The organism is Bacillus sp. AFS029637, assembly GCF_002584985.1.
Classification (GTDB): Bacteria; Bacillota; Bacilli; order Bacillales; family Bacillaceae_G; genus Bacillus_A.
Window position 1 is genome coordinate 63713 of record NZ_NUPZ01000013.1, and the last position, 19505, is coordinate 83217.

At 34.9% G+C, this 19505-nt stretch carries 14 protein-coding genes and 1 other annotated feature; of the genes, 5 read left to right on the plus strand and 9 right to left on the minus strand.

Annotation, left to right across the window (positions count from 1 at the left end; all coding sequences use genetic code 11):
• Positions 1-72: 72 nt before the first annotated feature.
• From COE49_RS05245 to COE49_RS05255, 3 genes are all read right to left on the minus strand, one after another.
• A complete protein-coding gene (locus tag COE49_RS05245; protein WP_098253475.1) occupies positions 73-1287 on the minus strand; it encodes an MFS transporter in 1215 nt (404 codons plus the stop codon).
• Between the two features lie 57 nt (positions 1288-1344).
• The gene (locus COE49_RS05250) at positions 1345-2388 is read right to left on the minus strand and encodes an ArsR/SmtB family transcription factor (protein ID WP_098253474.1); all 1044 of its coding nucleotides are present in this window, start codon (positions 2386-2388) and stop codon (positions 1345-1347) included.
• Between the two features lie 202 nt (positions 2389-2590).
• Positions 2591-4882, minus strand: a complete 2292-nt coding sequence (locus COE49_RS05255) for a glycoside hydrolase family 3 C-terminal domain-containing protein (protein ID WP_088229451.1) — start codon at positions 4880-4882, stop codon at positions 2591-2593.
• Positions 4883-5017: 135 nt separating this feature from the next.
• Between COE49_RS05255 and COE49_RS05260 the strand changes: the two genes are divergently transcribed.
• Both COE49_RS05260 and COE49_RS05265 read left to right on the plus strand, forming a co-directional pair.
• Positions 5018-6253, plus strand: coding sequence for a helix-turn-helix domain-containing protein (locus COE49_RS05260; protein WP_088229452.1), 1236 nt, complete (start codon positions 5018-5020; stop codon positions 6251-6253).
• Positions 6254-6468: 215 nt separating this feature from the next.
• Complete coding sequence (locus COE49_RS05265) at positions 6469-7662, plus strand: NupC/NupG family nucleoside CNT transporter (protein WP_088229453.1); 1194 nt, start codon at positions 6469-6471, stop codon at positions 7660-7662.
• A 49-nt stretch (positions 7663-7711) separates the two neighbouring features.
• On the opposite strand, the gene COE49_RS05270 is transcribed toward COE49_RS05265, so the two are convergent.
• Positions 7712-8959 (minus strand): glutamate-5-semialdehyde dehydrogenase, encoded by a 1248-nt coding sequence (locus COE49_RS05270; RefSeq protein WP_098253472.1) that lies wholly within the window; start codon positions 8957-8959, stop codon positions 7712-7714.
• Positions 8960-8999: 40 nt separating this feature from the next.
• A complete protein-coding gene (proB, locus tag COE49_RS05275; RefSeq protein WP_088229455.1) occupies positions 9000-10103 on the minus strand; it encodes a glutamate 5-kinase in 1104 nt (367 codons plus the stop codon).
• A 145-nt stretch (positions 10104-10248) separates the two neighbouring features.
• Positions 10249-10459: a binding site (T-box leader), on the minus strand.
• A 339-nt stretch (positions 10460-10798) separates the two neighbouring features.
• Between proB and proC the strand changes: the two genes are divergently transcribed.
• Positions 10799-11617, plus strand: a complete 819-nt coding sequence (proC, locus tag COE49_RS05285) for a pyrroline-5-carboxylate reductase (protein WP_088229456.1) — start codon at positions 10799-10801, stop codon at positions 11615-11617.
• Positions 11618-11839: 222 nt separating this feature from the next.
• Here proC and COE49_RS05290 read toward each other — a convergent pair whose 3' ends face one another.
• Positions 11840-13504, minus strand: a complete 1665-nt coding sequence (locus tag COE49_RS05290) for a M20/M25/M40 family metallo-hydrolase (RefSeq protein ID WP_098253471.1) — start codon at positions 13502-13504, stop codon at positions 11840-11842.
• 51 nt (positions 13505-13555) lie between these two features.
• Positions 13556-14305 (minus strand): IclR family transcriptional regulator, encoded by a 750-nt coding sequence (locus COE49_RS05295; RefSeq protein WP_098253470.1) that lies wholly within the window; start codon positions 14303-14305, stop codon positions 13556-13558.
• A 267-nt stretch (positions 14306-14572) separates the two neighbouring features.
• Here COE49_RS05295 and COE49_RS05300 point away from each other — a divergent pair, with 267 nt between their 5' ends.
• Both COE49_RS05300 and COE49_RS05305 read left to right on the plus strand, forming a co-directional pair.
• A complete protein-coding gene (locus COE49_RS05300) occupies positions 14573-15997 on the plus strand; it encodes an amino acid permease (protein WP_141552134.1) in 1425 nt (474 codons plus the stop codon).
• A 250-nt stretch (positions 15998-16247) separates the two neighbouring features.
• Positions 16248-16595, plus strand: a complete 348-nt coding sequence (locus COE49_RS05305) for a VOC family protein (protein ID WP_088229461.1) — start codon at positions 16248-16250, stop codon at positions 16593-16595.
• A gap of 275 nt (positions 16596-16870) precedes the next feature.
• Here the strand turns inward: COE49_RS05305 and COE49_RS05310 are convergent, their stop codons facing one another.
• Both COE49_RS05310 and desA read right to left on the minus strand, forming a co-directional pair.
• Positions 16871-18058: an RtcB family protein gene (locus tag COE49_RS05310; protein ID WP_098945755.1), complete on the minus strand. Its 1188-nt coding sequence runs from the start codon at positions 18056-18058 to the stop codon at positions 16871-16873.
• A gap of 290 nt (positions 18059-18348) precedes the next feature.
• Positions 18349-19380, minus strand: coding sequence for a Delta(5) desaturase DesA (gene desA / locus COE49_RS05315; protein ID WP_140417273.1), 1032 nt, complete (start codon positions 19378-19380; stop codon positions 18349-18351).
• Between the last annotated feature and the right edge of the window lie 125 nt (positions 19381-19505).

Sequence of the window (19505 nt, forward strand, 5' to 3'; positions counted from 1 at the left end):
GAATACTACTATTCTCCCATTATAGTTGATTATGATAATTATTTTCAATTATAAAGTTTTAAATTTTTAGAATTATGCAGATTTCTCTTCGATCGACTCATCCAGAAATTTAAAATATGGAAGTAATATTCCTATGAAAGAAGTGACACATATAATCGATCCTATAATAAAGTATAGTACTCTCACTCCCCACATTTCACTCAGTATGCCCCCTAATAACACACCTAACGGCATAGCGGATCGTATGAAAAATAATCGTACTGAAAATACTTTTCCTATCATATTGTTTGGGACTGATTGTTGACATATTGTCGTGTTATGAATATTGAAAAATGCAATGCAAATACCTGCTATGACTTCGATTAATATCGCAATGATAATGCTTTGATTAATCCCTAGTGAAATGTATGTGAGCCCTCCTACAAACAATCCTCCAAGCATAAGTATACGCCTGCTTTTATATGTTACTTTTCCGACTAGTATCGATCCAACTACATAGCCAAGCGGGAAACCGGCCATAAAATACCCAAACTCCGCATATCCCGCTGACAGTTCATCTTTTATATAAGGAAGGTTTGTAACCATCGTTACTCCTACTCCAAATTGCACGAAAGTAAGAAAGACACCGAGCCAAACGATAATTGGTTTTGTGAAAAAATATGTAAAACCGTGAAGAAACTGTTCCAGCCAAGTTTTTCTTAGTTCTTGTTTTACTCTTGTTTCTTTTATAAAAAATAACAAACCTCCACTTATAAATAAACAAGTGCAAACAAAAAATATCGTTAATTTGAGCCCAATAAATTTAATAACGATTCCACCTAGTACTGGCGCAAGAAACATCATAAGACGATTCATTCCATCAATATAGCCATTTGCATCTTGAAGGTGCTCTTTACTTACAATGCTCGGTGTAATTGCTTGACTTGCAGGTGTATAAAGCGGAGTAATGAGCCCGATTACGATTTGAACGACATACACGTGCCAAACTTCTATACTGCTTGTAACTAGCATGATTAAAGGAAGTAAGAAAACTGTTGCCCGCGCCCATTGAGAAAAAATCATTATCCACTTCCGGCTCCATTTATCAATAAATGGTCCGCATATTAGCTGCAGTATGAGAGACGGAATAAAATATAATAGCCACATACTACTTAATGCTGTTTTCGACCCTGTTAACTCATATACTAAAATTGAATTACATAACGTGCCGAAAGCCCCGCCTAATTCTGAAATTGCACTACCAATCCACATATAAAAGAAGGAGCGGTTTTTCAATACACTCTTCACTATAGCTCGCCAACTTTCCTCTTAAATTCCTCCCTTTATGTACATTCTCGTTGTATATTATCTATTCAAAAACGCTTCTAACTCTTTCGCTAACGACTGCACTGCTTTCTTCCTCAATACATATTTTCCATCGTGTATATCAACTAGCTTAGCTGCACGTAACAGTTTCAAATGATGATGTACTGTCGATTTACCAAGTTGCAATCTTTCTGTCATTTCCTGCAATGTACGTTCTTTTTCAAACAACATTTTTACAATGCGTAACCTTGCTTCATCCCCAAGTGCTTTATGCTTTTGAACTAAAAAATAATTCGGTTCATATGGATCTTCAGGATGGATGCTTTCATTCGCAACTGGATAATGAAGCACTTTCGTATCTTCAATATCCGCTTCAATATTCCACGGTCTATACGTCATTTGCGGAATAAGAAGTACGTGATGAACACTTGGTTCTGGCATATAGTTCACTCCACCAGTGGCCCACTCGACAAACTCTTCTGGTTTCATTTTTTTATTCATTTCATTCTTTGCCTCATAGTCTCGCTCTAATATAGAAAGAATTTCTTCCTCCTCTTTTTTAATAACAATCTCATACCATCCTGTCATTACAGCGATTAAGTGATTTTTTAGTTCTTGTACATCTACATCACATATAAAGCCAATATACGTAGCGAAAAACTGATGGTCATGTGTTAGTTCCATTAGTTCCTGTATTGCAGCTACGTTTCCACTTGCCGCTAAAGTTCTTTTCTCTTGATACTTCTCTCCTAAAAACGGTAAACATATATACTTCAACCCTTTTTCTGAAAGCGAATCAATTTTAGCATTAAACTGCGATAAGTCTTGAAAATCCCCTTCATACAATAACTGTAGCAACGCTTTCCACGTATTATGCTCTTCGACAAACTGTAAATGTTCTCTCATCTCTTTTGTTAATGATTCCCTAATTTCTTCCCATTCGCTTTGAGATTTTTCGAGCGTGTCTATTAACCTCTTATGAGTAATTGCCGCAATGCCAAGTGCACATTCGAAAAGTATCGAATACTTCATTTGAATGTTGTATGTTTCCCTTTTTCTACTCGTTACGTGAAAGACTTCCATTTTATCCCCTCCTTGTTTGCTATGTATTGAATTCTATTTTTTTCGAACTATACCTTCTATTTTTTTAGAATTTAAATTTTTTTATATTTACAATCCTTTAAATTTAATAATTCATTGAACGTAAAAAAAACGCAGTTTAGTTGTAAACTACGTTTTTTATTGATTATAAATTTTTTGATCGTAATTAAAATTCATTCACCGCTTATCGATTCATCTGCGCATCATTTAATAGCACAATTATTCCACTTAACATTTCTTCTGTAAAAGCACCTGCGCTAAAGTTCACTAACGCTCGTAACGGCATGTAGTTTAGCATAGCACCCATCATTTCAGAAGTATCACTATCCCCTTCAGCCATACTACCAAACGGGCTGTCTTTTAATGCCTTTTCTATAAGCTCTTTTGCAATTGGTGCTAAAACTTGGTCCGCAAATATGTCCCCTAGTAAAGTATTACGATGTACTGATTTTCGAATTATAGTCGTTGATTGAACATATATGCTATCATGTAAAATTATCTCTCTTGAAGACTTTCCTACTAAAATTTCGAATTCACCTGTTTCAACATGCCAATCTTTCAATTCAACATTATAATAAGCAAATGATCTTTTATTTAAGGTAAAGTTAACCGTTTTTTCTTCTCCCGGCTGCAATTCCACTTTTTCAAATCCTTTTAGTTCTTTTTCAGGACGAATCATTGTGCTTTCAACATCTTTTATATAAAGCTGAACAATTTCTTTACCTGCTGTACTACCAATATTTTTCACGTTTACACTTACAGAAACAGTCTCTATATCCTTTATTTCTTTCTTATTAATTGAAAGATTACTATACTCAAAGTTTGTATAGCTTAACCCAAAACCAAATGGGAACAATGGTTCAATATTTTTCGTATCGTAATAACGGTATCCTACGAACACGCCTTCTTTGTATTCCACTTTGTCACCTTCACCAGGGAAGTTTAAGTAAGAAGGGTTATCGCTTAAAACTTTCGGGAATGTTTCCGCTAATTTTCCGCTTGGATTCGCATCACCAAATAATAAATCAGCAATCGCTCCGCCTAATGCTTGACCACCTAAATAGCCTTCAAGTATTCCTTTTACTTTACCTATCCAAGGCATTTCAATTGGTGCACCGTTACTTAAAACTACAACGATATTACTTTGAACTTCAGCAATAGCCTCAATTAATTGCACGTGATTTTCTGGCATCTGTAAATGTTTTCGATCAAAACCTTCAGATTCATAACGATCTGGAAGTCCAACGAAAAGGACCGCTGTATCTGCTCGCTCTGCTATTTTTTTCGCTTCATTAACCATGATTTCATTTACATCATCACTGGCAATATCATAACCTTGTGCAAACAATATGTTCGTTTTTTCACCTGATACCGTTTCAATTTCTTCGAGAATACTTTCAAGCTTTGTTGGATTAATATGAGAGCTTCCACCTCCTTGATAACGTGGTTGTTTTGCAAATCCTCCAATTATCGCTACCGCTCCCTCTTTTTTCAATGGAAGGATGGAATCTTCATTTTTTAACATAACCATACTTTCACTTGCAACTTCTCTTGCAAGCTGATGATGCTCGTCCTTACTATACATAGCGTTTTCTAATTGGTTATCAGCGGCTTTAAAAATAATGTAAAGAAGGCGCTCAACTGCTTGATCAAGCTTTTCTACACATAGCTCACCACAATTAATTGCTTCAATAATTTTCTTCTCACCAATTCCAAAGCTTGAAGGCATTTCTAACTCCAAACCGTTCGCTAAACTTGCGACACGCTCATTTACTGCGCCCCAATCAGATACGACAAAGCCCTCAAATCCCCATTCATCTTTTAAAATATCATTTAACAGATAGTTATTTTCCGAAGCATATTCACCATTTACTTTGTTGTAAGCACACATTACTGTCCAAGGCTGTGCTTCCTTAATAACATCTTCAAAACTAGCAAGATAGATTTCACGCAATGTTCTTTCATCAACAATTGCATCTACAGACATTCTGCGATGCTCTTGATTATTAGCAGCGAAATGTTTTAATGATGTTCCAATTCCTTGGCTTTGTACGCCTTTAACATGATTTACAGCCATTTGTGATGATAAATACGGATCCTCTGAAAAATATTCAAAGTTTCTTCCGCATAGCGGCGAACGTTTAATATTTGCACCTGGTCCAAGGAGAACACCTACATTTTCCGCCTGACATTCTTCTCCTAGCGCAACTCCTACTTCATTTATTAAGTCTTTATTCCATGTACTCGCTAATCCTACTGCTGATGGGAAACAAGTCGATGGAATACTATTATAAATCCCTAAGTGATCTGCTCCTTCTGCCTGTTTTCTAAGCCCATGTGGCCCATCAGTTACCATAATAGAAGGAATTCCTAATCGCTCAATCCCCTTTGTATTCCAAAAGTCTAATCCAGAACATAGGCTTGCCTTTTCTTCTAATGTCATTTGTGAAATGATTTTCTTAATATCCCTTTTCATGGTAGCCCTCCTAAAAATAATGAAGTAAACGCTTTCTTAAAGTTATTATAGTTATTATTTTTTATATATTATGGTATATTTTTTAGAATACTTGTAAAAAATTTAGTTAATTTTTAAAGGATAGAGGTTAAAATAATGAATTGCTCCAAACTAGAGGATTTATATTATATTTGTAAACTAGTCTTTGACATACATAAAACACCTATCTATTTTCTTAATAACAAAGGAGATTTAGTATTTGAAATCTCGTCCAATATTCAGCATAACCCTATGTATTCTTCAAAAGAGGCGATACTTAATGAACTATTTAAGGACCAGCCTCCCTATACTTTTCCATCACTAGAAGAGACTGCCTTTCTCGAAAATTTTTTCGCAATTAATCTGCGTTTGAACGACCAAATTAGTGGGAATATCATTGCTGGACCAGTCCTTTATTCCAGGCTAACAGAAACATCTATTAAAGGAATTGTTAATGATCTTCAACTAAAAATAGATAAAGAAGAAATGATTCGATATTATCGTTCTCTACCTGTATTAAATAATTTGAGTTTTTTAAATATAAGTTTAGTACTTTATTACATGCTGTATCAACAAAAATTAGATGTTGCTGATATTTTGCAAAAAAATATACTGTTAAAAAAGAATGATTTTGAAATTGAACAGCCTGATATACATATTTCGGAACAACGACAAAGTACATTAACTCATATCGATCCACTAGCTGAGAGGAAAATATTTGAGTGTATAAAGCAAGGGAAAAAGGAGGATTTAATTAAAAATCTAAGGAGATTACCTGAATCAGGAGAGCTTGGCGTGTTATCAAAGACAAGTCACCTGCGAAGCCAAAAAAATTCTGCCATTGCAGCCATTACACTTGCAACTAGATCTGCTATAGAAGGAGGACTTTTCCCTGAAATCGCATATACTCTTAGTGATTTATTTATACAAAAACTTGAAGAAATACATAAAAATGAAGCTATTCCCCCTTTTTTGGAGAATGCTTTACTCGAGTTTGCAGAACGTGTCAAAAATGGTACAATGCAGCAACATTCAAAACCTATAAACGTATGTCAAAATTATATATTCACTCATCTTTATGGTGATATTACACTAAATATCCTTGCAGAAATAGTCACATTAAACCCCAGTTATCTATCTTCCCTTTTCAAAAAAGAAGTTGGAATTTCTTTAAATGACTATATTCAGCGCGCTAAAGTGGATGAGTCAAAAAAGTTAATGACTTATACGAGACATTCTATATCCGAAATTTCTACATTACTAAATTTTCACGACCAAAGTCATTTTACAAAGGTCTTTAAAAAACATACTGGTATTTCACCTAAACAATTTAAAACTGGATTCAGGTATTAGTTGTCCTTCATTCCGCCAATAGATTTATTTTGTTGCTCTACATTACTAACTAAATATACTTTATAGAGCGAATAAACATTAATTTTTAGTACATTAATTGAAATAAATTGATCCCAAGCATAATTTACATTCTTCATAACTTCTGATAACAATCCAAATTTGGAAGAATAGAGGCTTTTTTATATACAAATAATAAGCCTCAAGGAGTTGTTGACATGCATTTTATATTAAATATGTTAGGGATTTTCGTTGTCATATTAATCGTTTTCCTATGTTCGCCTAATAAAAAGCAAATAAAATGGAGACCAATCGTTATTCTAATCATATTGGAGCTTTTTATTACGTGGTTTATGTTAGGCACGAAGCTCGGCAGTATTATCATTAATAAAATCGCTTCATTTTTCAGTTGGCTACTAGCATGTGCGAATGAAGGTATTCGTTTTGCGTTTCCTTCAGCTATGGACAGTCCACACATTGATTTCTTCTTTAGCGCATTACTTCCTATCATTTTCGTTATTACTTTTTTCGATATTCTTTCGTATTTCGGAATCTTGACTTGGATTATTGATAAAGTAGGTGCAGTTATTTCAAAGATTTCTCGTTTACCAAAGTTAGAAAGCTTCTTTTCGATTCAAATGATGTTTTTAGGAAATACAGAAGCACTTGCCGTTGTTCGTGATCAACTATCTGTGTTAAAAGAAAATCGTTTGTTGACTTTCGGAATTATGAGTATGAGCAGCGTTAGCGGATCCATTCTTGGCGCTTATTTATCAATGGTTCCCGCAACATATATTTTTAGCGCCATTCCTTTAAACTGTATTAACGCATTAATTTTAGCTAATGTTTTAAATCCTGTAGAAGTTACGAAAGAAGAAGATGTTGTTTATAAACCTTCAAAAAGTGAAAAAAAAGATTTCTTTTCTACTATTTCAAACAGTATGTTAGTTGGGATGAATATGGTTATCGTTATTTTAGCCATGGTAATTGGATATGTAGCTTTAACAGCATGTTTAAATGGAATTTTAGGATTTTTTGTAACAGGTTTAACAATTCAAAAAATCTTCTCGATTATCTTTAGTCCTTTCGCTTTTTTACTCGGTTTATCAGGTAGTGATGCGATGTATGTAGCTGAATTAATGGGGATCAAAATAACAACAAATGAATTTGTTGCAATGATGGATTTAAAATCAAACTTAAAGTCTTTACAACCACATACAGTTGCGGTTGCAACAACATTTCTAGCCTCTTTTGCTAACTTTAGTACAGTAGGAATGATTTATGGAACTTACAATTCATTATTTGGCGGCGAAAAATCATCAGTCATCGGGAAAAATGTTTGGAAGCTTCTTGTGAGCGGAATGGCAGTTTCCCTATTAAGCGCTATGCTCGTTGGGCTATTTATATGGTAAATAATTTTTAAAATAAAAGACACCCAAGCCAATTGAGTGTCTTTTATTATTATTTTCGAATTTGCCCATTTCCACGAATCACATATTTTGTAGAAGTTAATGCAGGAAGCCCCATCGGTCCCCTTACGTGTAGCTTTTGTGTACTAATGCCAATTTCTGCTCCGAATCCGAATTCAGACCCATCTGTAAAACGAGTTGATGCATTATGATACAGTGCCGCCGCATCTACAGATGTGAAAAATTTGCTGATATTTTCCTCGTTCTCTGTAATAATCGCTTCAGAATGCATCGATCCATACGTATTGATGTGATGAATCGCCTCTTCAACAGAGGAAACAACTTTCACCGCTAGTGTGAGAGATAAAAACTCTGTTTCCCAGTCTTCTTCTGTAGCAAGTATGATAGAAGAATCAATTGCTAATGCTTTGTTATCCCCTCGTAGCTCCACGCATCTTTCTTTTAATGAAGAAAACAGCTCGCTTCCAAATTGCTGCGCCCACTTCTCATGAAGTATAATCGTTTCAATTGCATTACATACAGATGGACGCTGCGTTTTTGCGTTTACTATTATATCAAATGCCATTTGTTTATCCGCTGTTTCATCAATGAAAATATGACAATTTCCCGCACCTGTTTCAAGTACTGGAACAGACGCTTCTCTCACAACAGTATCTATTAACTGCTTGCCACCTCTTGGGATAAGAACATCCAAATACTCATTTAATGTAAATAACTGCTTCGCGCTATCTCGCATTGTATCTTCTATAAGCTGTACGCTTTCTTGAGGCAAGCTCGTTTGTTTGAGTGCTCGGTGAATAACAGCAACGATGGCTTTGTTAGAATGAATAGCAGAAGAACTACCACGTAGTATTACTGCGTTTCCTGTTTTCAAACAAATTGTAGCAGCATCCACAGTTACATTCGGTCTTGCCTCGTAAATCATCCCGACAACACCAAGTGGTACGCGCATCTCCTGAATAGATAATCCATTTGGCCTTTCCCATGCACTTACACATTCTCCTACAGGATCACGTAATTCAATTAGCTGCTTAATTCCCTCTGTCATATCAACAATACGCTGTTCATTTAGCATAAGGCGATCAAGGAGAGAGTCAGAAAATCCTTTTGCCTTCCCTTCTTCAATATCCCGTTTGTTTTCCTCTAAAATATAAGCTGTTTCTGCAATTAACTGATCAGCAACCATAGCGAGTGCTTCATTTTTTTGATCTGTAGATTTAAGCACAAGTTCTCTAGCAATTTCTTTCGCTCTCTTCCCTTTTGCCAACACTTCATTCATTTTTGTTTCCTCCTCTTTAAGTTCAAATTAATCTCTAATCTTAAAATGAAACCCAATGGTCCCTATGGATGACTTCATAACTATGCCTTTCGCCTCTCGCTTGAATATCTTGGCTTTGCATACCTTTTACATCTCTTAGTTCCTCTGCGCTATATGTGCATTGTCCTTTTCCAATCACGCGCCCTTGTTGCGTCATTACTTCTACGACTTCTCCCACTTGGAAAAATCCTGAGACATTTGTTACACCAGCTGGAAGTAAACTCTTTCCGTGCTGAATGATAGCTGTAGCTGCTCCGGCGTCTATTTCAATTTGTCCGCTCACAACCGAATGCAAAGCAATCCATTGCTTATTCATCTTCATTTCTTTTTGAGGAGCATTTCCGACATACGTTCCATCACCTTTGCCCTTCAAAACATCTACAAACTTCTCTTGTCCACGTCCAGTTCCGATAAATACACTCACACCAAGAGATAGTGCCGTTTTTGCCGCATCAATTTTTGATTTCATACCGCCAGTCCCAAGTTTTGATCCGGCATCTCCTGCAAGAGAAGCGATTTCTTCCGTAACTTCTGGAAGGAAATAATATTTCTTCGCATCTTCATGTTTCTGAGGATTTTTGTCATATAAACCGTTCACATCCGTAAAAATCATAAGCATATCCGCTGACACAAGTCCGCTTACTAAAGCTGACAGCATATCATTATCCCCGAACGTTAGCTCCTCTAAAGAAATAGAATCATTTTCATTGATGATAGGAAGCGCAGAACGGTTTAGTAACTCTCCTAAAGTAGCGTAAGCGTTACTATATTGTTCTTTTCTAGAAAAATCACTTCTCGTCAGCAATAGTTGAGCAGTAACGATACCATATTTACGGAATTCCTCCGTGTACGCCTGCATTAATAAACTTTGTCCGACAGCTGCTGCAGCCTGTTTCCCTTTAATTGTTACAGGTCTACTAGGATAGCCTAGAGCAGAAAAACCTGCAGCGACGGCCCCAGATGTAATTAACAAAACTTCATGCCCTTCTTCTTTCAATCGAGCCAATGCGGCAACGTGATCTGAAAGCTGTTCTTTAGAAATTCCTCCATGACTATCTGCCAAGGAACTGCTCCCAATCTTTACAACAATTCGTTGTTTTTTCATTTTTGTATCCCCCAAGTCTAAAATCAAAGTTTTTTATACATTACACTTTTATTTATACAGTTTGCAGCTATGTCTATCCTCTTCCATGCTGCACCTATCGTATGAAAGGGCAAAATAAAAATGACCGCTTCGCCCTTAATAAAATAAAAAGGACGAAACGGTCATTGTTCCGCGGTACCACCTTAATTGATATACATAGATATCCACTTGGCGCCTATAACGCAGGCGAACGCCTAAACTTTCATTTAAGACTCAGGGATAGGTTCGATACATTCTATACGAGGAATCTTTCAGCCGGTGAATTCCACTCTCTTTCGCAAGAAGACATATGTACTATTTCCCTTCAACGATTTTCGGTTTAATTTTTTTATATTATGCGATATAGTTCGATTTGGTGTCAAGAGGTATTTTAAAAATAACTAGAGCGACAAGTTACTTGTATGAAATTATTGCCCTACTGAATGAAAATACAAATTGATATAAGTTTAACTCAGATTCATAAATATAATACCTGAAATTATAGTGTATATATTTGCATAATATCGAATATAATTGTTTTTTATTTTTTGGTGTTGCAAAAAGGAATATATTCTCTTAGAATGTTTCTTTATATTGCACAGAGATGTTATTATTATTCTAAAATAACAATTTCAAAATGATATAATTTATTATAAAAGGAGAAAAATTGAATTATTATGGATAAACAAATTGGATTCATCGGATGCGGAAATATGGGGATGGCTATCATCGGCGGGATGCTAAACAAAAATATAGTGTCTTCAAATAAAATCATTTGTTCAGATTTAAACACTACGAATTTAAAAAATGCTAGTGAAAAGTACGGACTAACTACAACTACTGATAACAATGAAGTAGCTAGAAATGCTGATATTTTGATTTTATCAATCAAACCTGACCTTTACTCATTAGTAATTAACGAAGTGAAAGAGCAAATAAAAGACGATGCTATAGTCGTAACGATTGCTGCCGGAAAAAGCATAAAAAGTACTGAGGATGCCTTTGGTAAAAAGGTAAAGGTTATACGAGTCATGCCTAATACACCTGCTCTTGTTGGTGAAGGAATGTCTGCGTTATGTCCTAATGAAATGGTGACAGAAAAAGATTTAGAAGATGTACTAAACATTTTTAATAGTTTTGGTCAAACAGAAATCGTAAGCGAAAAATTAATGGATGTTGTAACATCTGTAAGTGGTTCTTCACCAGCATATGTATATATGATTATCGAAGCGATGGCAGATGCTGCTGTGCTAGATGGTATGCCAAGAAATCAAGCATATAAATTCGCTGCTCAAGCTGTGTTAGGCTCTGCAAAAATGGTACTGGAAACAGGTATACATCCAGGTGAATTGAAAGATATGGTTTGTTCTCCAGGCGGAACAACGATAGAAGCTGTAGCAGTATTAGAGGAAAAAGGTTTACGAACAGCCATCATTTCAGCTATGCAGCGTTGTACACAAAAGTCTGTTGAACTATCTAATCAAACTAAAAAATAAAACGAATCTCAAATCTTTTTTGACTAAATACACATGTAGTTTACATACTCCCCGTTGTCACTAAAAGATAAACGGACAAATTCATAAGTAATTGAGTTTGTCCGTTTTGTTTTTTGTTATATTAAAATAATTCTATTTGTTTCTATTTAAATCTTATTCTGAGTTAAGAACTACACAACCGAATCTTACAGTTTCGATTCTTCTCTTCCTATACAGGCCTTACTATGACTGTGTAATTTTATTAGGAACAAGCAATTTTTCAATACATATCGGCAACATATCTAATAGTGTTTCAAATGCGTAATTCACGTCGAGACGTTCTGTCCATTGATGTGCATCTTTTCCTACTGGCCCCATATTTAATACTGGAACATCAAACTCTTCTAGTTCCTTTAGTGGAATCGAATAGCCTTTATCCCATAATGGCATATTGTCTACAAGAGAACTCATTGAATCTAATGGATACTGTAAACCCACATAGCTTAAATCTGAAATCCCGCCAAAATAATTTTGATTTTCAAATGTAATACTATGATTAGATTGGGCATACTTTTCCATTTCTACAACTACCTCTTTAATTAAAGGATTGTTGCGTGAACTCACAGCTGGGTAGTACGGCGGTGCAAAGAATTGCACGATCATCGGTGCCTTTTCTTTACATAAAATAGCTAATTTATCTACTAAATCAATCGTTACCGCACGGTCATCTTTATCTTCTCTATTTTTTATAATACTAGATTGAATTTCATCTATTTTCTCTTTCCCATGTTGTTCAATTGCATGCGCGATAAGCTCTTCATACGTTAATACATTTACTTTAAGATTAGGTGGTATGAATGGATTATATTTAGAAAAGCGATATGCATGCTTCTCATACGACTCTTCGATTTTCTCTGCTACTTTCGTTACTTTTTGACGTAATAACGAAACTACGTCCGTCATCGATTGTTCTAGTAAAAACAAGTTAAATAATGTGACTGCACGATGCGGAATTTGTACAGAATAATCCTCCTTTAAATCCCTTTGAAGCAAGTTAGTTGGCGGAGGACTCGCTTCTCCTTCTACAATATCACAAAGATCTGTGTTTAATTCTAATTCCGCGGTTAATAATGCAGCCATATAACTCCCATTTAATCCTGCAAAAGGTTCGCCTACATGTGTCTCTTTTCCGTAGCAAAGAAAACCAGGTAACACTTTACCAATAGAACCAGTATAAATATACTTATTTTGGTCACCAGGATGTCGTGAAAACATAGGCTCTGAATTTAGGACTGTTTTATAATCTAAGTCATGTTCTCTTGCTAAATCTAATAATCTTGGAACAGCAGCCCTCATTCCTACAGAGTTCACTTCTTCATCTGGAACAGCTAATAAAAGAACATTCCCATCAAATCTTCCTTCACAAGCTTGCTCAACCATCGCCATTTGTAATGCTAGGCCGCATTTCATATCCATTGTTCCTCTACCAAATAACCAATCTCCTTGTTCTATATCTTCACGTACATGATCTGGTAGCTCATCTTTATGAGCATAGAACATAGACGTTAACTTTTTAGGGTTAAATGCATCTTCTTTCCACACACCGTAATCTTGTACATCTACAACGTCAAAATGACTAACAAGAATTACGGTGTTTTTCGTACTATCACTTTTCTTTACTAGGGCTGTAACAAAATATCGTCCATCCCCCGTCGGATTTTTCTGCAAATGATGCGGATTTTCTTTGAAGTAATGTAAATCAGATAATTGTTCTACAACAAAGTCCGGCAATATAACTTCAGCTTCTGAACCTGTAATACTAGGAATTTCAACAAGATTACTTAATAATTGTACTAATTGTTCTTTTGATTGCCACTTTGACATATAAATCCCCCTATTTTTCCGCATTGTGAAAATAAATTCCAGTATATGAATAAAAAATGACGACAGCTATCAAAATTATAGTTCTGATGTACTGCCGATTTTTATTGATATTTCATGAGCAGCTTGCTTCACCTTACGAATAAGAAAAGATAATCGATCATCATTGATGCGATGACTAATTAACCCAATACTTAATGCTCCTACTACTTTATGATTAAAACCTATAATAGGTGCAGCTACTGAAGCTGTCCCTTCTGTTTTTTCACCATAACTCACAGCATATCCTTCACTTCTTATTTGCTCTATTTGATCAACAAGAATTTGCTTTTGTTCTGGTAAAGAAGAAAGTAGCTGTTCTACAATGTATTCCATTTCATTCTGTTTCAAATTGGCAAGCATCGTTTTATTTGCGGCACCAACCGAAAGAGGAATTTGTTCCCCTAAGTTATCGATAACTCGAATTTTTAAAGGACTATCAATTCTTTCAATGATAATAGAATGTGTTCCGTTTGGAATGTTCAAATAAACACTTTCTTCCACTTCAGAGGCCAAACGCTTCATCACTTCTCTTGCAACAGATCTGTAATCTACCTTCTCCAATTGACGTAATCCTATTTCCATCCACATTGGTCCAATTTTGTACTGTTTTGTTTCTGAAATTTGTGTAACTAACCCATGCTCCATTAGAGAGTTCAGTAACCTATGTACTGTACTAACCGGAAGATGTGTTCCATCCGCTATATCAGAAATAGCCCAATACTCTTTTTCATTTGTAGAATTCAATAGCTTAATAATACTTATCGCTCGATCAATGGACTGTACCATAACTCGCCTCAACTTTACTTGTAATATGTTAGTACGCTCAATTCACTATCAATTTAACAAAAATTTAAAGTGAAATCAATCTATTTATTCAATTTTCTAAAAATAAAAATATATCACTAATAATAATTTGAAAGCGTAAACAAAAAAATATTGACTTTTCTTCTTAATTATCTGAAAATTATAACAAGATTTCACATCACGGAATACATTCCATAATACGGAAAAACATCAATTTTCATACTACCAACTACGAAAGTGAGGAAAACGATGACGCAAGTAAACAATACAAACAATGAATTAAAACGTACGATGAAAAGTAGACATTTATTCATGATTGCACTCGGTGGTGTGATTGGAACGGGGTTATTTAACGGATCTGGTTATATTATAAGTCAAGCTGGACCTGGTGGATCCGTACTTGCCTTTATGGCCGGTGGATTATTAATGTATCTCGTTATGCTATGTCTTGGTGAGCTTGCTGTGGCCATGCCTGTTTCAGGTTCTTTCCAGGAATATGCAACTAAGTTTATTAACCCTGCAACTGGGTTTACAATCGGATGGTTATATTGGTTAAGCTGGGCGAACACGACCGGGCTTGAATTTACAACTGCTGGCATTACAATGCAGCGCTGGTTTCCTGATATTCCCGTCTGGGTTTGGTGTTTAATATTTGGTGTTACGATATTCACGATTAACGCATTATCTGCACGTAGTTATGCAGAAACAGAATTTTGGTTTTCAAGTATTAAAGTATCTGCCATTATTGCTTTTATTATCCTTGGCGGCGCCGCTATGTTCGGTTTTATTGATTTAAAAGGAGACGAACCAGCACCGCTATTTTCAAATTTCGTAAATCATGGTGGTTTATTCCCAAATGGACTTGCCGCTATTCTTTTAACAATGGTTACTGTCAATTATTCCTTCCAAGGTACAGAACTTGTAGGGATCGCAGCAGGTGAAAGTGAAGATCCAGCGAAGACTTTACCTCGTTCTATTAGAAATATTATATGGCGCACGATGTTTTTCTTCGTCTTAGCAATCTTTGTTCTCGTGGCTTTAATTCCATGGGAAGAAGCGGGATTAACAAAGAGCCCATTTGTTGCTGTTTTTGATAATATGGGTATTCCATATGCAGCTGATATTATGAACTTTGTTATTCTTACTGCTGTTCTTTCTGTCGCAAACTCAGGACTATACGCCGCAACTCGAATGCTTTGGTCGTTATCACAACATGAAATGGCTCCAGCCTTTTTAAAGAAATTATCATCACGAGGAATACCTTTAAACGCTTTAATCATGACAATCGCTATTTCTGCTTTTTCTCTTTTGACAAGCGTTGTAGCTGCTGAAACGGTTTACTTATGGCTCATTTCAATTTCTGGAGTCATTACAATTATTGTTTGGATGTCAATTTGTGTTTCTCAATTCTTTTTCCGTAAACGTTATTTGGCTGAAGGTGGAAAATTAGAAGATTTAAAATTCCGAACTCCACTTTATCCTCTTGTACCAATTCTTGGTTTTGGATTATACGGCATTATCTTAATAAGTCTTATCTTTATCCCAGATCAAAGACTAGGAATCTATTGCACTGTACCATTTATTATCTTTTGTTACACCTACTATCACTTTAAGGTTAAGAAAAGGATTGCTGCTAACACTCAAACAGAAACTAAATTTAGCAAAACTATGTAATGTAATACATATACATAAAAGACCGCACATGAACTAAAAGCCATGTGCGGTCTTTTATTGTTATACTTCTTGGCTTGGATGGCAAGTTTTGCAAAGGATAATGTCATTTTCCATAGTATAGAAAACACTACAATGCTAGTAATTATAATTTTTCACTTTTTATAAGTGAATGATTTTCCTTACGATTACTGTTTTGATATATTGAATATATGTTGCTTAAAAATTTTAAAATAGACAGGAGTTATTTATGATGATAAAAGGCTTCGGAGGAATATTTTGGCGAACTAATAATATTGATGTTGTAAAAAAATGGTACAGCAATGTGTTGAAGATCGACATAGAAAATTGGAATGGGACTGTGATTAAATCCCAATTAGGAACTGAAACTATTTTTTCTTTCTTTACCGAAAATGATAATTATTTTCCAACAGAACAACAAGTGATGTTAAATTTCCAGGTACATAATTTAAACGAGACTATTCAGCATCTTGAACATATTGGTGTACCTCTTGAGAAGAAAGAAGTGGTTAGTGAATTTGGAAAGTTTATTTGGATTAAAGATCCTGAAGGTCGACTAATCGAGCTTTGGGAGAAATAGAGAGTTATCATTATTTGCTAGTAAGTTGACTCTTGTTTTCGTGCAACAACAAAGTAAATACAAAAGCCAATTCCGTAACTCCACAGGAATCGGCTTTTGTATTCAAACTTCTTAGCTTCGTTGTAAACTCTGATTTTACCTCATCGCCATCAATCGAACATCTTCCCTAATAGAAGTAGTTCCATGTAATTATTATTCCACTTTCCTTGATTAGATTTTGTCTCCGAACAAAAGAAACGGATTGATAACTTTTACTAGCTGATCATTACTTCCTTCTAATTAGCTTTAAAATTATATAATGGCTTAATAATGTGCTTAATATCTATCGTTTCTTTTGTATTTTCTATAATTTCATCCATTGGCTTGTATACCATTGGTGCCTCATCAATTGTGCTCTCTACTACTGATGTAGTCCAAACTTCTGTCATCGTATTTTGGAAATCCTCTAGGCTCAATGATTCTTTAGCCTTTTTACGACTCATGATACGTCCAGCTCCATGTGGACCAGAAAAGTTCCAGTCTGCATTCCCTTTACCAAACGCAATAATTGAACCATCTCTCATATTAATTGGAATAATTACTCGTTCATTTTTTTGAGCTGAAATAGCGCCTTTTCGTAGAATCATATTTTCCATGTCGATATAGTTATGTATTGTAGTAAATTGATCCGTTACTTTCCAGTCCATTTTAGTGACGATTTCATCAATCATTGCTTTTCGATTTAACTCAGCATACTTTTGTGCAATATTCATGTCATTCATATAATCTTTGAATCCCTGTCCTTCTAAATAAGCTAGTTCTTTACGAATCTGAGGCTTCTTAATTCCACGTAAAGTTTCTTGTATTTCTTTTTCTCTCCCCTCTTTAATTAATCTCTTAATAATCTCATCTTTCATTGATGTAACATGAATCAATTGTTCATATGCATATTTCTGGTAATACTCTGCTATTTGTTTACCTAAATTACGAGAACCACTATGAATGACAATATATACATTCCCTTTATCATCTTCATTTAGTTCAATGAAATGATTTCCTCCCCCAAGAGTACCTATACTTTTTTGAGCGCGTTGTAATGTGAAAGGAGCCCTCACACCGTCAAAATCAATCATTTTTGAAAAATGATGTTCCTTATTTCGTATACTAAATCCACTTGGGACAAATTTACGAATTGTCTCATCTAAATGATCGAAATTAATCTCTTCTTTTTTCTTATCAATTACTACAACTTCCATACCACAACCAATGTCTACCCCTACAAGATTAGGAACGATTTTATCTTGAATTGTCATTGTCGTCCCAATCGTACAACCTGCTCCTGCGTGTGTGTCTGGCATAATACGAATTTTACTATCTTTTACGAATTCTTGATTACAAAGATCAAGAATTTGCCCAACTGCAGTCTCATCAACGTTTTTAGTAAATACTTTCGCTTCATTGAATTTCCCTTGTAATTTCAACACCCTTTATTTCCCCTTCCTTTTGAAAAAATTATTGTATTACATTTTATGTGTTCTTATCATTACTCTTTAACATATAACCGTTATCATCCATTTGCTGCTTTCCATTATATAGCTATTATACCAATCCAAATAATAAAAAATTATGACGATTTATGTTGTTTACATAACATATTTATCGTCTCTTTTATACATACAATCATTTCAACTTCTCCTTAATATCAGTCATATACATTTAAAGAAAAACTCCCCTTAAATCAAAATGATTAAGGGGAGTCTTATATACGATGAAATTATAGTTCCGATTTCACCCGAACAGAAACATTATTTTTAATTATATTTTTGACGTCTTTAAAGCTAACAAAATTGTTACTTTTCTCATCCCAAAGACGGAAACGGAGTGATCGCAAACTTGTAGCAAGAGTAATCGTTGGTACATTTTTTAAAGGAAGCGTATTATTGTGTGCCTCCTCTAGTTTATAGTTAGGTACTCTTGGGCTTAAATGGTGAACATGATGATATCCGATATTACCAGTTAGAAATTGCAGGAATTTTGGAAGTTTATAAAACGAACTTCCTTCCACTGCTGCTTTCACATATTCCCACTCTTTATCTTCTTCAAAATAAGAATCCTCGAATGTGTGCTGTACGTAAAACAGCCAAATACCTATTGAACCTGCTATTAAGAATATGGAACCATGCACTAGAAGAAACGATTGCCATCCGATTGCCCAGCAAAGTAATCCTACTAAAGCAACGATTAAAACATTCGTCAAATAGGTGTTCATACGCTCTTTCTTTCTAGCACCTTTTCGGTTAAATCTATTTTTAAGCAGAAAAACATAAATTGGACCTAATCCAAACATAACGAATGGGTTGCGATATAAACGATATGCTAAACGGAGTCTAAATGATGCCGCCAAATATTCATCCACTGTAAGCGTCCAAATATCTCCTGTACCTCGTTTATCCAAATTACCACTTGTAGCATGATGAATGGAATGCTCATGCCCCCATTGATCAAACGGGAATAAAGTTAAAACCCCCATACATGTCCCAACTATTCTATTTGCACGTCGACTTTTAAAAAATGAATAATGGGTACAATCATGAAAAATAATGAAAATCCTTGTCATAAATCCAGCGGCTAACAGAGATGGAACTAATGATAACCAATAAGAAACAGACAGACTTTTATAAGCAAGGTACCATAAAATAATAAATGGCACGATTGTGTTGATAAGTTGCCACACACTTTTTTTAATCGTTGATTTTTCAAAAGGAGCAACTTGTTTTTTTAAATTTTTAGTATTTTGTAAGGTCATTTTTTTAATTCCTTTCCTTTATGTTGCTAGTTCATATTATAGCATACTATTAGTAGTAGGTGTTAAGTGTAGATATAATAAATATTATATATTATGAAAATCTCTTTTTTTCTTACAAATTACTT

Excerpts from the sequence above, each read along its gene's own strand:
- COE49_RS05290 (WP_098253471.1), bottom strand. The coding sequence starts at position 13,504 with ATGCGGAAAAATAGGGGGATTTATATGTCAAAGTGGCAATCAAAAGAA.
- COE49_RS05295 (WP_098253470.1), bottom strand. The coding sequence starts at position 14,305 with ATGGTACAGTCCATTGATCGAGCGATAAGTATTATTAAGCTATTGAAT.
- proC (WP_088229456.1), top strand. The coding sequence starts at position 10,799 with ATGGATAAACAAATTGGATTCATCGGATGCGGAAATATGGGGATGGCT.
- COE49_RS05305 (WP_088229461.1), top strand. The coding sequence starts at position 16,248 with ATGATAAAAGGCTTCGGAGGAATATTTTGGCGAACTAATAATATTGAT.
- COE49_RS05255 (WP_088229451.1), bottom strand. The coding sequence starts at position 4,882 with ATGAAAAGGGATATTAAGAAAATCATTTCACAAATGACATTAGAAGAA.
- COE49_RS05270 (WP_098253472.1), bottom strand. The coding sequence starts at position 8,959 with ATGAATGAAGTGTTGGCAAAAGGGAAGAGAGCGAAAGAAATTGCTAGA.
- proB (WP_088229455.1), bottom strand. The coding sequence starts at position 10,103 with ATGAAAAAACAACGAATTGTTGTAAAGATTGGGAGCAGTTCCTTGGCA.
- COE49_RS05300 (WP_141552134.1), top strand. The coding sequence starts at position 14,573 with ATGACGCAAGTAAACAATACAAACAATGAATTAAAACGTACGATGAAA.
- COE49_RS05260 (WP_088229452.1), top strand. The coding sequence starts at position 5,018 with ATGAATTGCTCCAAACTAGAGGATTTATATTATATTTGTAAACTAGTC.
- COE49_RS05265 (WP_088229453.1), top strand. The coding sequence starts at position 6,469 with ATGCATTTTATATTAAATATGTTAGGGATTTTCGTTGTCATATTAATC.
- COE49_RS05250 (WP_098253474.1), bottom strand. The coding sequence starts at position 2,388 with ATGGAAGTCTTTCACGTAACGAGTAGAAAAAGGGAAACATACAACATT.
- desA (WP_140417273.1), bottom strand. The coding sequence starts at position 19,380 with ATGACCTTACAAAATACTAAAAATTTAAAAAAACAAGTTGCTCCTTTT.